General features: G+C 30.6%; 9 protein-coding genes. All 9 read right to left on the bottom strand.

Annotated elements, in window-relative coordinates; all coding sequences use genetic code 11:
- Positions 1-3,522 (bottom strand): chromosome segregation protein SMC, encoded by a 3,522-nt coding sequence (gene smc / locus BN3657_RS05765; RefSeq protein WP_062552136.1) that lies wholly within the window; start codon positions 3,520-3,522, stop codon positions 1-3.
- 4 nt (positions 3,523-3,526) lie between these two features.
- Entirely contained in the window at positions 3,527-4,576 is a 1,050-nt protein-coding gene (locus BN3657_RS05760) for an elongator complex protein 3 (RefSeq protein ID WP_062552135.1), read from the bottom strand.
- Complete coding sequence (gene rnc, locus BN3657_RS05755) at positions 4,569-5,264, bottom strand: ribonuclease III (protein WP_062552134.1); 696 nt, start codon at positions 5,262-5,264, stop codon at positions 4,569-4,571. The genes BN3657_RS05760 and rnc overlap by 8 nt, the downstream gene beginning before the upstream one ends.
- A gap of 4 nt (positions 5,265-5,268) precedes the next feature.
- Positions 5,269-5,496 carry an acyl carrier protein gene (gene acpP / locus BN3657_RS05750; protein WP_019138136.1) on the bottom strand — a complete coding sequence of 76 codons (228 nt, stop codon included), beginning with the start codon at positions 5,494-5,496 and terminating at the stop codon, positions 5,269-5,271.
- On the bottom strand, positions 5,496-6,479 hold the full coding sequence (gene plsX, locus BN3657_RS05745) for a phosphate acyltransferase PlsX (protein ID WP_062552133.1): 984 nt from the start codon (positions 6,477-6,479) through the stop codon (positions 5,496-5,498). The genes acpP and plsX overlap by 1 nt, the downstream gene beginning before the upstream one ends.
- Positions 6,480-6,682: 203 nt before the next feature.
- Positions 6,683-10,219: a pyruvate:ferredoxin (flavodoxin) oxidoreductase gene (nifJ, locus tag BN3657_RS05740; RefSeq protein WP_062552132.1), complete on the bottom strand. Its 3,537-nt coding sequence runs from the start codon at positions 10,217-10,219 to the stop codon at positions 6,683-6,685.
- A 239-nt stretch (positions 10,220-10,458) separates the two neighbouring features.
- Complete coding sequence (hprK, locus tag BN3657_RS05735) at positions 10,459-11,370, bottom strand: HPr(Ser) kinase/phosphatase (RefSeq protein WP_062552131.1); 912 nt, start codon at positions 11,368-11,370, stop codon at positions 10,459-10,461.
- The gene (uvrC, locus tag BN3657_RS05730) at positions 11,360-13,222 is read right to left on the bottom strand and encodes an excinuclease ABC subunit UvrC (protein ID WP_062552130.1); all 1,863 of its coding nucleotides are present in this window, start codon (positions 13,220-13,222) and stop codon (positions 11,360-11,362) included. The genes hprK and uvrC overlap by 11 nt, the downstream gene beginning before the upstream one ends.
- 1 nt (position 13,223) lies before the next feature.
- Positions 13,224-14,975 carry an aminopeptidase P family protein gene (locus BN3657_RS05725; RefSeq protein ID WP_062552129.1) on the bottom strand — a complete coding sequence of 584 codons (1,752 nt, stop codon included), beginning with the start codon at positions 14,973-14,975 and terminating at the stop codon, positions 13,224-13,226.
- Positions 14,976-15,012 lie beyond the last annotated feature (37 nt).

Below are 15,012 nucleotides of genomic sequence, written 5' to 3'. Positions count from 1 at the left end.
CTAATCCTTTAATTTTACAGAAAACAACTTACTAATTCCCTTCTCTTCCATTGTAACACCATACATAGTCTTTGCAATCTCCATTGTAAGTTTTCTGTGAGTAATTATTATAAACTGAATTCCCTCTAAGGTTAAAAGGTAATCAGCATATCTCTTAATGTTGGCATCATCAAGTGCAGCATCAATTTCATCTAAAATACAAAAAGATGCTGGTCTATATTTTAATAAGGCAAATAAAAGTGCCACAGCAGTGAGAGACCTCTCTCCACCTGATAAAAGTGAAAGAGATTGCAGTCTTTTCCCTGGAGGAGAAGCCTTAATCTCTATTCCAGACTCTAAAACATCTCCCTCAATGCTAATTTCAGCACGACCTCCATTAAATAGAATCTTAAAAATCTCAGTAAAGTTCGCAGAAATTTCTTCCATTGCTTCATTAAATAACTTTTTCATTTCATGATCAAGTTTAGTTAAGATAGATTTGATTTCTTCTTTAGAATTAATTAAGTCATCTCTTTGTGATGTATAAAAATCACATCTTTCTTTGACAACTTTATATTCCTCAATAGAAGAAATATTCACCTCTCCATAATCTCTAAGTTTTTTCTTTAAGCGTCTTAGAGTACTTTCCTTTAAATCGTGAAGTTCATCATCTATAAAATCATGATAATCTACAATATCATAATCTTCTTTTAATCTCTCAACTTCACTTGATATTTTATTTTTATTAAGATCAATTTTGATTTTTAACTTTTCCATTTCAGAACTTAGAATTAAGGACTCTTCCTTTAAATTGGATAAGCTATCTTTAGTTTCAAAATATTTTTTATTTTTTTTATCTAACTTTTCTTTAAAATCTCTAAGAGAATTATCTAAATTTGAAATAGAAATTTTTAAATCCTCTAAAGAATTTTTATTTTCTTCATTTGAAGATGTCTTTAAGCCAATGTTAGAGCCAGCTTCTTCTAAAATGTTTTTATTATTCGCAAGCTTTTCTTTAGTAGTATTTATCTCAGATAGAATTCTTTCCTTTTCTTTGGATAGATAAAGAATTTTTTCTCGGTTTTCTCTTTCAAGTAATTGAATTTCAATTTTTTCTGATTTGAAACCTTCTATTTCACTGGAAAGACTTTGAAGCTTGTCAGCACTGTTAAATTCTGTTATTAATTCTTCTAAAAGCTTATTTTTTTTGTCAACTTCTAGTTTGTTTTCTTCCAAACTTTTTTTATCAGATTTAATATTTTCTTCGAGTTCTTCCTTTTCTCTTAAATATTTATCTAAATACTCCTTATTTAAATTGTTGTCATTTTTATTTTTATAAAGATTGCCTTCAATTTCATTTATCTTTAAAGTATTGGAATTTCTCACTTCCAAATATTTCTCAGCAAAATTATTTAGTTTCTTAATTTCTTCTTCAATTTTTGATTTTTCTTCATTGAGTTCTGAAATTTCTTTATTTAACTTATTTAATCTATCGTTAAAATCATTAATTTCATTTTTTCTCAAGATAAAACTGCTGTTGTAGTTATTTAATGAACCACCAGTTATTGCCCCAGAAGGATTGAAAACTTCACCTTTTAAAGTTACAACTTTTAATCTATGCTTTTTTGAAATTCTAGAGGCATTTTTAAAATTATCTGCGATTATTACTCTACCTAGTAAATTGTAAAAAATCCCCCTGAAAACTTCATCAAACTTTATTAAATCACAGGCAAGTCCAATAAATCCATCTTCTTTAGAATTTATATTAACTTTATTTCCAGAAACTCTATCTAAAGGAAGAAAAGTTGCCCTTCCCATCTTATTTTTTTCTAGAATTTTAAGCATTTCTGAAGTATCTTTAGTCGAAGAAACAATGATATTTTGCGACATTGAACCAAGGGCAACAGAAATTGCTTTTTCAAAATCTTTTTCAACATAAAACTTTTCTGCAACAGGTCCATAAAGGGATTCTTTAAAAATATTATTTCTAGAAGAAAAATTCATAAAAGATTTAACTGTTCTATTATATCCTTCATAGTTAGACTCCATATTTTCAAGAATTTTTAACTTAGCTTTTATCTCATTAGCATCATTTTTTCTAGCAAGCAATTTATTTTCTTGATTTTTGTTTTCTTCTTCTAATTTCAAGAGATTTGATTTGGTCTTTTCAAAATCTTCATCTTCTTTTTTTAATTTTTCTTTTAAAAGATCAAGTTCTCTTGTTTCTTTATCAATAATTTCTAAAAATTGAAGCTGATTTTCCTTTAAGCTCTCTATACTTTTATCTAGACTATCTTTTCTATTATTTTTTTCTTTAATTATGTCTTTTAAAGTTTCATTTTTAAAATTTAAATTTTCAATTTCATTTCTTATCTTATTTTTATTTTCAAAATTTAAATTTCCAATTTCTTCAAGATTTCTAAAATCTTCTTCTAATTTTTTTATTAATTCTTCCTTGGATCTTAATTTTTCAAGAATTTCTTCTTTTTTAGAATTTAAAACATCTTCATCTTCTTTAATTTTTCCCAGAGAATTCTCACTATTAATTAGATTTTTATTTAGTTCTTCATTTTCAAAAGTAATTCTCTCAGAATCTTTTTTTAATGAATTTATTTTTTCTTCGTCTAAATTTATAGCTAAGTTTAATTTATCATAAGCCTCTTTTTTAATGTTTAAATTTTCAGCCGATAACTTTTCTTCTTCCTTTAAATTGGATATCTCACTTTCAAGTTCTTGCAATAAATTTGACAAATTATTTCTTTTTTCTAAAATATTTGCAGAATTTTTATTTAATTCTTCTAATTTTTCTTCTTGACTTAAAACTTCCTCTTCACGATTTTTCATATCCTTCAAAGAAAAATTTATGTCATATACTTTTAATTTTTGATAATCTTCTAAGTATGCCTCAGCTTTTTGTGCTTGAATTCTCAAATTCTTTTCTTGCACTTCTATTTCAGATAAAATATCTTCAATTCTTATTAAATTTTCTTCTGTCTTTAAAAGTTTATTGTTGGATTGTATTTTTTTATATTTGTATTTTGAAATCCCCGCAGCTTCCTCAAAAATATTTCTTCTATCTTCAGGTTTTGAACTTAGAACTGATTCGATTTTTCCTTGTCCAATTACAGAATATCCATCTTTTCCTATTCCAGTGTCCATGAATAGTTCTTTTATATCCTTGAGCCTACATTTTTTATTATTTATTAAAAACTCACTTTCAAGAGACCTGTACATTCTTCTAGTAACTGAAACTTCATTGTATGGAAGCTTTAAAGCCTTATCTGAATTGTCAAAGACTATTGTAACTTCAGCCATTCCCAGTGGTTTTTTTGAATCAGTCCCAGAAAATATAACATCTTCCATTTTATTTCCACGAAGATTTTTCACAGATGTTTCTCCCAGTACCCAGGTGATTGCATCAGTTATATTACTCTTACCACTGCCATTTGGACCGACTATAGCCGTTGTGGTTTTATCTAATTCAATTTTTGTTCTATTAGCAAAGGATTTAAAACCTTGCATAGTAACATTTTTTAAAAACATGGACTCACCTATAATACTTCCTAACATCTATAATTTCATCTCTATTAGCTATGATTTCTACTTCAAAATCTGACAAATCTTTTTGTCTAAGGCTTAATTTTTTTATTTTAAGTTCTTTAATCAATTCTTCCTTATTCTTTGAAGCCTGTCCACTAATATTTGAAATATTTTTTCCCTTGGCACGAAGAACAAGTTCATCAGCTAAATTATTTGATTCTTTAAAATAATTTATAAGTGCACTTTTAAAATAATAAGATTCAACTAATTGTCTATAAGCTGGATGAAAAGCACCTGCCACTACATCTTTATTAAAATTAATATTTTCAGTTGGCTGAAGACCAACTCTAATTACATTTATATTGTTTTTATAATAAACATTTAAAATATCTGCAACATATTTAAGGGAATCTTCCAATTCAAGAGCCTTATAACTCCCATTTTTTAAATTCTTATATAAAGCAGTTTCTTTTATTACAAGAGTCGGATAAATTCTCACACAATATGGCTTGAGCTTTACAAATTCTCTGGCTGTATAAAGTGATTTTTCTACATTATCTCCAGGAAGTCCAACCATTTGTTGTAGTCCAAGATTGAATCCATAATCCTTAATTAGTTTAGCAGATTCATAAACACATAAAGCATCGTGACCTCTATTTGATAATCTCAAAACTTCAGGATCAAGACTTTGTACTCCCAATTCAATTATATCAACACCATATTTTTTTAAATTGTCCAAAATGTCTTTATCTATTGCATCTGGTCTTGTTGATAGACGTATATATTGTACAAGCCCTTTTTTCTTAAAACTATAAGCAACTTTTAAAAATTCAGTTTGCTCTTCTATTGGTATAGCAGTAAAACTTCCTCCATAAAAGGCAACTTCAATATTATCTTTCCTCTTAAAATAAGAAAGATATTCCAAAATAGTTTTCTCAACATCACTATTTGAAATATCTGTAGACATTCCCGTTATTTTTCTTTGATTGCAAAAAACACAATCATTAGGACAGCCATAGTGAGGAATGAAAATTGGTATAATATTTCTCTTAGACATTCCCTCTCCTTTCAAAGGCATCCCTTGCAGCTTCTTGTTGGGACTCTTTTTTAGTCCTACCTTTTCCTTTTCCAACTAAGATATCATCTAAATACAATTCTGTGAAAAAAGTCTTGTCATTATCTGGACCTTCTTCTCTCACTAAAATATACTCAGATTTTTTCCCAGACTTTTGTACTTCTTCTTGAAACCTTGTCTTAAAATCTATATTAAAAAGTTTATATGCATCTTCTTTTAAAAAATCATCAAATAAATTTAAAACAATTCTTTTAGCAGTATCAAAATCCGAGTCTAAATAAATAGACCCAATCAAGGCTTCCAGAGCATCAGCAGAAGTAGACTCTCTCTTGCTTCCACCATTTTTCTTTTCACCCTTGCCAAAGCTTATATAATCTCCAAGCCCTAAGGTCTTTGAAATAAAAAACAAAACTTTTTCATTTACAGATTCTGCCCTCATTTTACTAAGAGAACCTTCATTATCCTTTGGAAAGCTCTTATAAAAATATTCTCCTATAACCAGTCCAAGTACAGCATCCCCAAGAAATTCAAGCCTTTCATTGCATTCATACTGTTTCATCTTATTTTCATTTACATAAGAACTGTGAGTCAGTGCCTTTTTTAAAAGATCTTTGTTTTTAAATTTATAATTTAATTTTTTTTCAAGATTTTCTAAATTGGAAAAGGTCATGGGTTTATTGATCCAAGTCTTCTACATAATCTATTACATCACCAATAGTCTTTAATCTTTCCAAATCTTCTTCAGAAACTTCTGTCTCAAATTCTTCTTCTATTGTCATGACAAGTTCTACAAGTTCAATAGAATCAGCATTTAAATCATCTTGAAAATTCATATCTTCTTTAAGTTCGTCTTTATCAATATTAAACTGTTCAGCAATAATTTGTAAAATTCTATCTTTCATTATTTTTCCACCTTATCTTTTATTTTATCTACAATATTAGATTCTACTATATCTATGGCATATTTTGCAGCATTTTTTATAGCCCTTCTATCTGAATTTCCATGAGCTTTAATAATATTTCCATCTATTCCTAGAAGAAGTGTACCTCCAACTTCTTTTGCATCTAAATTTTTAAATTTTTTCATTAAAAATTCTGTAAAAGCAGCTTTTGTTTTATCATCAAGATCAGAATTAGCTATTCCATAAAATACGTTTTTTGTCGCAAAATCAACAACACCTTCAATTGATTTTAATAATATATTTCCATCAAAACCGTCACAAACAAGAAGGTCCATATCATTATCCATTATATCCCTTGCTTCAATATTTCCAACAAAATTTAAGTCTGATTCTTTCAATTTTTGGTAAGCTTCTTTATAAAGAGAATTACCCTTTCCTTCTTCAGAACCAACATTTAAAAGTCCTATTTTAGGATTATCTATTTTATAATATTCCCTCAAAAATACATGACCAAGAGTTGCAAATTCAAGTAAAAGCTCTGGACTAGTATCCATATTTGCACCTGAATCTATAATCAAAGTATTTGATTTCATCCCTGGTATCAAAGTCGGAAGAACTCCTCTTTTTATTCCCTCAATTCTACCAACAATAAAGATTCCTCCACCTAAAAGAGCTCCAGTGCTTCCCGCAGAAATGAGAGCATCTGCTTTTTTTTCTTTTAAAAGAGTCATAGCCTTTACAATAGAAGAATCTTTTTTCCTTCTCAAGGCAAGAACAGGTTCTTCATTATTTTCTATGTTTTCTTTTGCATCTACTATTTCAATCTTATTTTCATTATAATCTAGGTCACTGAGATTTTCTTTTATAAAATCTTCTCTTCCCACTAATATAATTTCTTTGTCAAATTCATTAGAGGCATCAACAGCTCCCTTGATGATTTCTTCTTTATTGTCGCCACCATTTATATCAAATATTAATTTCATCTCGACCTCCATTAATAAATTTAATATTATATTAAAAATTTAAAAAAATCAACGTTTTGACTAGATAAAAAAACAATTCTTAATCTATAAAAAATAACTTATTTAATAAAATATCTTGTTAAAAATTCTAAAATAAAATATATGTAAAAACTCGCTCAAGTTTCCTCAAGCGAGTTTAATTAGAAATTAAAATTTATTTAAAATTATTTTTCGTCTTCTGCAAGAGTTAAATAACTTTCATATCTTTCTTTTGCATTTTCTTCAGCAACTTCGTAAAGTTTTTCCGCTCTTTCAGGGAATAACTTTTTAAGAGATGTATATCTTACTTCTCCGTCAAGGAAGTCTCTGAATGGTTTTGTAGGTTCTTTTGAATCTAAGATGAATGGATTCTTTCCTTCTTCTTTAAGTTCTGGGTTAAATCTGTATAGGTGCCAGTAACCTGTTTCTACAGCTTTCTTTTCTTCTTCGACTGAGAAGCCCATACCTACTCTAATACCATGGTTAATACATGGAGCATAAGCAATAATTAGTGATGGTCCATTATAAGCTTCTGCTTCTTTAATTGCTTTGTAAGCTTGGTTTTTATCAGCACCAAGAGCAATTTGTGCAACATATACATATCCGTAAGTTGTAGCCATTAGACCTAGGTCTTTCTTCTTAGTTAACTTACCTGCTGCTGCGAATTGTGCAATTGCTGCAGTTGGAGTTGCCTTAGAAGATTGTCCACCTGTATTTGAATAAACTTCAGTATCAAGTACTAGTACGTTTATATTTTCACCTGATGCAAGAACATGGTCAAGTCCACCGTATCCGATATCATATGCCCAGCCGTCTCCACCAATTATCCATTGACTCTTCTTGATTAGGAATCTTTCTAATCCTTGAAGGTCATCTATAATTGTATCAGCTTCTTCGTTTCCGAATTTTTTATCAAGAACTTTTAATACATTTGCACTTGCAGCCTTAGATGTTTTGTAATCGTTCATGCCGTCAATCCAAGCTTTAAATGCATCATTTGCTTCAGAATCAACATTAAGTTCTATGAAATCATTCATAAGATTCTTAATTCTATTTCTTGTTTGTTCTTGAGAAACAGCCATACCATAACCATATTCAGCATTATCTTCAAATAGTGAGTTTGCCCATGATGGTCCATTTCCACAATCATCTGTGCAATATGGCATAGATGGAGCTGATCCACCCCAGATTGATGTACAACCTGTAGCGTTAGCAATACTCATTCTATCTCCAAATAATTGTGTAACTAGTTTTACATATGGAGTTTCTCCACAACCAGCACATGCTCCTGAGAATTCAAGATATGGTGTTTGGAATTGAGTGTTCTTGAAGTTGTTAGGTTCAATATTTTCTTCTTTAGACTTAATATGTTGAGATGCATATTCCCAGTTAGCAGCTTGAACTTCAATTTCATTTTCAAATGGTGACATTACAAGAGCTTTTTCTTTAGCTGGACAAACTTGAGCACAGTTTCCACATCCAGTACAATCTAGAGGAGAAATTTGCATTCTGTATTCATAATCTTCAAGTCCTTTACCTCTAGCTTTAATTGTTTCAAAGCCTTCAGGTGCATTAGCCTTTTCTTCTTCATCAGGTAAGAAAGGTCTAATTACTGCGTGAGGACAAACTAAAGAACATTGATTACATTGGATACAGTTTTCACTCTTCCAGTGAGGTACATTTACAGCAATACCTCTCTTTTCGTAACGGCTTGTTCCAGATGGGAATGTACCATCAACCATGTCTACGAAAGTTGATACAGGAAGGTCGTTACCTTCTTGTCTGTTCATAGGAATTAGGATGTTGTTGATAAAATCAGGTGCTCCTTCGATGTTGAAGTCCTTAGTTGTATCAGCGTTTTTCCAAGAATCTTTAACTTCTACTTTGTTAAGTGCATCAATACCTTGATCTACTGCAGCGTAGTTCATGTTAACAATATCGTCGCCCTTAGCGCCGTAATCTTTTACAATTGCTTCTTTAAGAAGTTTTACAGCTTGATCAATTGGAAGTACTTGAGAAAGTTTAAAGAATGCAGCTTGCATTACCATGTTTGTTCTTCCACCAAGTCCAACTTCTGCAGCTATTTTTGTTGCATTAATTGTGTAGAATTCAATTTCATTATCAGCAATATATTTTTTCATATATCCTGGTAGGTGTTCGTCAAGTTCTTCTTCATTCCAAATTGTGTTTAGAAGGAACTTGCCACCCTTTTTAAGTCCTCTCAAAAGGTCATAAGAATATACATAGGATTGTTTAGAACATGAAATAAAATCTGTTTCTGTCAATAGGTAAGTTGATGTAATCTTGTTGTTACCAAATCTTAAGTGAGACATTGTAACCCCACCAGATTTTTTGGAGTCATAGTCAAAGTAACCTTGTGCATACATATCAGTGTTATCACCAATAATCTTTATTGCAGATTTGTTTGCACCAACAGTACCATCTGATCCGAATCCCCAGAACTTACATCTAATAGTTCCTTCAGGTTCTGTTGTGATTTCTTCTTTGATTTCAAGAGATTTATGTGTTACATCATCAAGGATACCAATTGTAAAGTCGTTCTTTGGTTGATCTTCTTTAAGATTATTAAATACAGCAAGGATATCTGTTGGGTTAGTGTCTTTTGAACCTAAACCATAGATTCCACCAACAATAAGTGGCTTCTTGTCTGATTCATAGAATGCATCTCTAACGTCAAGATATAGAGGTTGACCTGCAGCACCTTTTTCTTTAGTTCTATCAAGAACTGCAATTCTTTCAACAGTTTCTGGAATAGCTTCCATTAAGTGTTTAACTGAGAAAGGTCTGTAAAGGTGAACTTTAATAAGTCCAGTTTTTTCTCCCTTGGCATTTAAGTAGTCAACAACTTCTTCGATTGTTTCTGTTGAAGAACCCATTGCTACGATTATGTCAGTTGCATCTTCTGCACCGTAGTAGTTGAATAAGTGATATTCTCTTCCTGTTAATTTAGAAATTTCCTTCATATATTCTTCAGTAATATCAATGATATTAGTGTAGTAGTTATTTGAAGCTTCAATTTCTTGGAAGTATATATCAGGGTTTTGTGCAGTACCTCTAATTTGTGGTCCATTAGGGTTAAGAGCTCTTTGTTTAAAAGCTTTTACTGCTTCTTTGTCTACTAATTTTTCAAGGTCTTCGTAGTTAAGTACTTCAATTTTTTGAATTTCGTGTGATGTTCTGAATCCGTCAAAGAAGTGAACAAAAGGTACTCTTCCTTTAATTGCTGATAAGTGAGCAACACCAGCTAAATCCATGGATTCTTGAACTGAACCTGATGCTAACATAGCAAATCCAGATGCTCTAGATGCCATTACGTCTTGGTGATCTCCAAAAATTGAAAGTGCGTGTGAAGCTAATGCTCTAGCTGCAACGTGGAATACACCAGGAAGTAATTCCCCTGCTATCTTATACATGTTAGGTAACATAAGTAATAAACCTTGAGATGCTGTATATGTTGAAGTTAATGATCCAGCTTGCAGTGAACCGTGAACAGCTCCAGCAGCTCCTCCTTCTGATTGTAATTCCTTAACCAAAACTTCTTGTCCGAAGATATTTTTTCTTCCGTGAGAAGCCCAAGCATCAATGTGCTCAGCCATTGGTGAAGAAGGTGTTATTGGGTAAATACAAGCAACGTCTGAAAAGGCATAAGCCACGTGAGCGGCTGCTTCATTACCGTCCATTGTTTTAAATGTTTTAGACATATTTGCCTCCTAAATTATTATTAATAATATAAATATTAACTAACCATACTGTTTATATTATAGAACTTAATTTAATAAATTTCAATAATATTGTTAATAAAAGTCCTTAGAAGATTTGAATCAAGCGAATTGTGAAAGACCTTCCATAATATGGAATTTGTTTTTTCTCCTTTAATTCTAGAATACTATTTATAAAAATAAATAAACAAAATTTAAATAATAAATTATTTTTTATTATCTTATTTTCTATTCCTCATTAATCTATTGTTTAGTGCTTCTGCAGGATTGTAACCTAATTCTTTTTGTTTGTAATTTTTTGTTGCCACTTCAATAATAAGTGCTGTATGCCTTCCTGGTTTAACTGGAATATCAAACCTAACTACATCAATGCCCAAAATGTTTTGGTAATTGTTGTCTAGACCTAATCTCTCGTATTCCTTAGATTCATCCCAGTCTTCTAAATTAATTACAACTTCAATTTCCTTTTCTTCCATGACAAAGCCAACTCCAAACATTTTTTGGACATCTATTATGCCAACTCCCCTAATTTCCATAAAATATTTTGTAATTTCTGGAGATTTTCCTATTAATCTCTTATCTATATTTTTTATAATTACTGAGTCATCTGATATAAGCCTTGCACCGTTAGAAATAAGATCTAGGGCAGTTTCACTTTTTCCAATTCCACTTCTTCCAGTTATCAAAACTCCTATACCAGAAATATCCAAAAGAACTCCATGCATCCTCATGGTTGGTGCCAATGCTTCTTCTACAAGAGAAATTATTTTGCTAAAAACTTTAGATGTAGTATCTGGACTTCTTAGAATTGTCACATTATACTTTTCTGCAAGATCAATTGCTTGTGGGAAAATTTCACTATTTCTTGAGAAAATCACTGCAGGTATATCATACATAAATAATTTTTCTAATTTTTCATATCTCTCATTTTCGTCTAGTGAGTTTATAAAATGCCATTCCTGAGTTCCAATTAATTGTATTCTATCCTTTACAAATTTTGAATAATATCCATTTAATTGCAAGCCAGGTCTATTTATGTCACTGCTTTCTATTTCAATTTCATTGTAATTTTTTGCTGCATGGACAAGTTCAAAATTAAGCTCGTCCACAATATATTTTATTTTAACGCCCATTTTTTCCTCCCCTAAAGTGCTCATAAAGTGAATTAGCACTTGCTTCATTCATGGATTCAACTTCCATGAGTTCTTCGACACTGGCATTTTTTATCTTCTCTATGGATTTAAAATGTTTTAATAGATTTTCCTTTCTCTTAGGGCCAATTAATTTAATATCATCAAGTTCCGATTTAAACATAGTTTTAGTTCTCAAAGACCTGTGATAATTTATGGCAAATCTATGAGCTTCTTCTTGAATCTTATAAATCATCTTATAGGCTCTTGAATTTAAATCTACTTTATATTCTTCATTGTCATAAATTATTCCACGTGTTCTGTGAAAATCATCCTTTACTAATCCACAAATTTCTATATTTAAATTTAATTTATGAAGAATTTCCTTGGCTGCGTTGACTTGTCCCTTGCCACCATCCATCATGATTAAGTCAGGAAAATTTGAAAAAGAAGTATTCTTATCTGATTCTTTTTCTTCTACTCCTCTTTTAAATCTTCTCTCAATAACTTCTTTTAAACTAGAATAGTCATCAGGTCCAAGAACACTTTTTATCCTAAATTTTCTGTAGTCACTTTTTTTTGAATCACCATCTTCAAAAACCACCATTGATCCTACAGATTCAACTCCAGAAATATTTGAAATATCATAAGCTTCAATTCTTCTTGGAATATCATCAAGTCCAATTAAATCTTTTATGTCTTCAAGAGCTTTCATATTTGACTCGGCACGTTTTTTGAACTTGTCACCATATTTTTCTATCATATCTAGAGCATTTCTTTTTACCATTTTGACAAGTTCTTTTTTATTTCCCTTTATTGGAACAATAATACTTACCTTATTTCCTCTTTTTTCAGAAAGCCAATCTTCCAAAACCTTAAGATCCATTGGTTTTTCTTCCACAATAATTTCCTTAGGAATATAAGATGCCCCTATATAAAATTGTTTTATAAAAGATGAAAAAATTTCTTCGTAACTTTCGTTGTAATAATCTCTAATCATGTAGTGCTCACGACCAATGATTTTTCCATTCCTAAAAAAGAAAATTTGAATAAGAACTTCATCTATTCCCTTGGCAAGAGCAATAATATCTTTATCATCATTAGCTTCTGGATCACTAATTAGTTGTCTTTCCTTTAGGTATTCCAAATTTTTTATCCTGTCCCTAATGTCTGCTGCATTTTCATAATCAAGATTTCTCGAATAATCCATCATCTTTTTATTAAGCTTTTCAAGCAAATCACTATTTGAACTTGATAAAAAATTCAAAATCTCATCAACCATTACATTGTAGTCTTCATCTTTTACATTTCCTATGCAGGGTCCCATACACTTACCTATATAATAATTTAAACAAGGTCTATAGGGTTTTTCTTCTACATTTTCTAAATTTAAATTGCAAGTTCTAAGAGGATAGACCCTCTCAAAGGTCTCTATAGATCCATTGACAGCAAAGACATCAGGATAGGGTCCAAAATATTTTGCCCCATCTTTTGCAATCCTTCTTGTCTTCATAACTCTTGGAAATCTCTCATTTAGCTTAACTTTAATGTAAGGGTACTGCTTGTCATCACGAAGGAGAATATTATATTTTGGATGATTGTCTTTAATTAAATTCGATTCTAAAACTAGGGACTCAACTTCATTTTCTACTATTATATACTCGAAATCATGAATCTTTGACACCATGCTGGCGACTTTTTTGGAAGATTTACCATAAGATCCAAAATATTGTCTTACTCTTTTCCTAAGAGATTTAGCTTTTCCAACATAGATTATCTCGTCTAATTCATTTTTCATTATATAAACTCCTGGTTTATCAGGAAGCTTATCAAGCCTTTCTCTTAAATCTAACAATTTAAACCTCTCTTGTCGCTTCTTTTAAAGAATTTAAAATATCTCCATCTAAATGTGGACTTAATTTTTCAAAAACTTCTTTGTGGTAAGAATTTAAAACTTTTCTTTGTCTATCTGTCAGCAACCTTACATCAATTGCTTCTATTTCAAGGGGACAAAAAGAAATTGTCTTAAATTTATTAAAAATTGAATCTTCTGTTTCGCTGTCAAAGACAACTCTCATAATATTTTCAAGTCTTATGCCGTGCTTGTCTTCCTTATAAACTCCAGGTTCGTTGGAAACAATCATGCCCTCTTCCATCCTAACTGCAGGATCTCTTGGAGAAATTCTTTGCGGACCTTCGTGAACGGATAAGACAAAACCAATTCCATGGCCTGTTCCACATTTATAATCCAGTCTTTCTTGCCACAAGGCATATCTTGCAATGCCATCAAGAGCCAAATCATAAGTTCCCTTTAAAAATACAGCGTCCATTAAATCAATGTGACTCTTTAAAGTGAGAGTATAATCTCGAATTTCTTCCTCTGTTAGTTCTCCCATGGCAATGGTTCTAGTTATATCAGTAGTTCCAGAATAATATTGTCCGCCAGAATCCACTAAGTAAAATCCTTTTGGCTCAATTATGCTTTGATTATCCTCTCTTGCGTGATAATGCATCATGGCTGCGTTTTTACCATAGGCAGAAATCGTATCAAAGGAATTTGAAATATAAAGGGGATCTTCTGCACGCATACTATCAAGTTTCATGGCAGCTTCGTATTCTCCAATTTTATTTTTAGCATTTTCTTTTAACCAGCAGATGAACTTAAATAAAATTGCTCCATCCCTCACATAAGTTTCTTCAAGATTTTTTATCTCAACTTCATTTTTTATAGTCTTTAAATCTTCTGAGATATTTCTGCCAAAAATAATTTTATTATTTTCACAAAGTCCCCTATAAATCCTTTCATTTATTGATGAGGAATCAAGATATATTTTTTCATCTTTATAAGTTTTTAAATAAGAATAAAATTCTCTATAATCTTTTAATTCAACAATCTTTAGAAGTTCTTTTTCAATCTTTTTTGTCTTTTCCCTATCTGTAAATAAAATTACCTTGTCACTTTCAATTATCATAAAAGAAATTAAAACTGGTGTGTCCTTTATGTCCATGCCACGAATATTTAAGGTCCATGCAATATCCACAAGAGATGAAAGAACTGTCATATTAGCATTTTTCTTTTTTAGAATTTCTCTGATTTCAGCAATTTTTTCTTTAGCTGATTTACCTGAATATTTTATATCTAACAAGAAGGCATCATCAGATAGATAGTCATACCTATCTTCCCAAAGGTCTTTTATCAAATCTATATCAATAATTTTAATATTTTTATTTTCTAATTTTTTTGAAATAGATTTAAATTCTTGGTGAGAAAAATATTCTGCATTAAGACCGATGGTCATTCCATCTTCTATATTTTCTGCAATCCATTCATCATAGTTTAAAACTCCTGCTTGTCCTTGTTTTTTGAGTTCAAATCCAAAATCCTTAATTTCTTTTTCAGCTTGGATAAAATACCTGCCGTCTGTCCAGAGATAAGCATCTTGATTTGTTATAACAGCAGTCCCTTGTGAACCAGTAAAGCCAGTTACAAATTCCCTTTCCTTATAATAGTCTGGAAGATATTCTGACCCGTGAGGATCCTTTGATGGCACTAGATAAAAATCTATTTTATTTTCTTTCATTATATTTCTAATTTTATTTAAAATCACAATATCACATCCTAAGTCATATATTATCACAAGAGGA

Source organism: Peptoniphilus phoceensis (assembly GCF_001517665.2).
GTDB lineage: Bacteria > Bacillota > Clostridia > Tissierellales > Peptoniphilaceae > Peptoniphilus_A > Peptoniphilus_A timonensis.
The sequence above is the reverse complement of the archived record's forward strand: the minus strand, read 5'-3'. Positions and strand labels throughout refer to the sequence as shown.

Excerpts from the sequence above, each read along its gene's own strand:
- smc (WP_062552136.1), bottom strand. The coding sequence starts at position 3,522 with ATGTTTTTAAAAAATGTTACTATGCAAGGTTTTAAATCCTTTGCTAAT.
- BN3657_RS05760 (WP_062552135.1), bottom strand. The coding sequence starts at position 4,576 with ATGTCTAAGAGAAATATTATACCAATTTTCATTCCTCACTATGGCTGT.
- rnc (WP_062552134.1), bottom strand. The coding sequence starts at position 5,264 with ATGACCTTTTCCAATTTAGAAAATCTTGAAAAAAAATTAAATTATAAA.
- acpP (WP_019138136.1), bottom strand. The coding sequence starts at position 5,496 with ATGAAAGATAGAATTTTACAAATTATTGCTGAACAGTTTAATATTGAT.
- plsX (WP_062552133.1), bottom strand. The coding sequence starts at position 6,479 with ATGAAATTAATATTTGATATAAATGGTGGCGACAATAAAGAAGAAATC.
- nifJ (WP_062552132.1), bottom strand. The coding sequence starts at position 10,219 with ATGTCTAAAACATTTAAAACAATGGACGGTAATGAAGCAGCCGCTCAC.
- hprK (WP_062552131.1), bottom strand. The coding sequence starts at position 11,370 with ATGGGCGTTAAAATAAAATATATTGTGGACGAGCTTAATTTTGAACTT.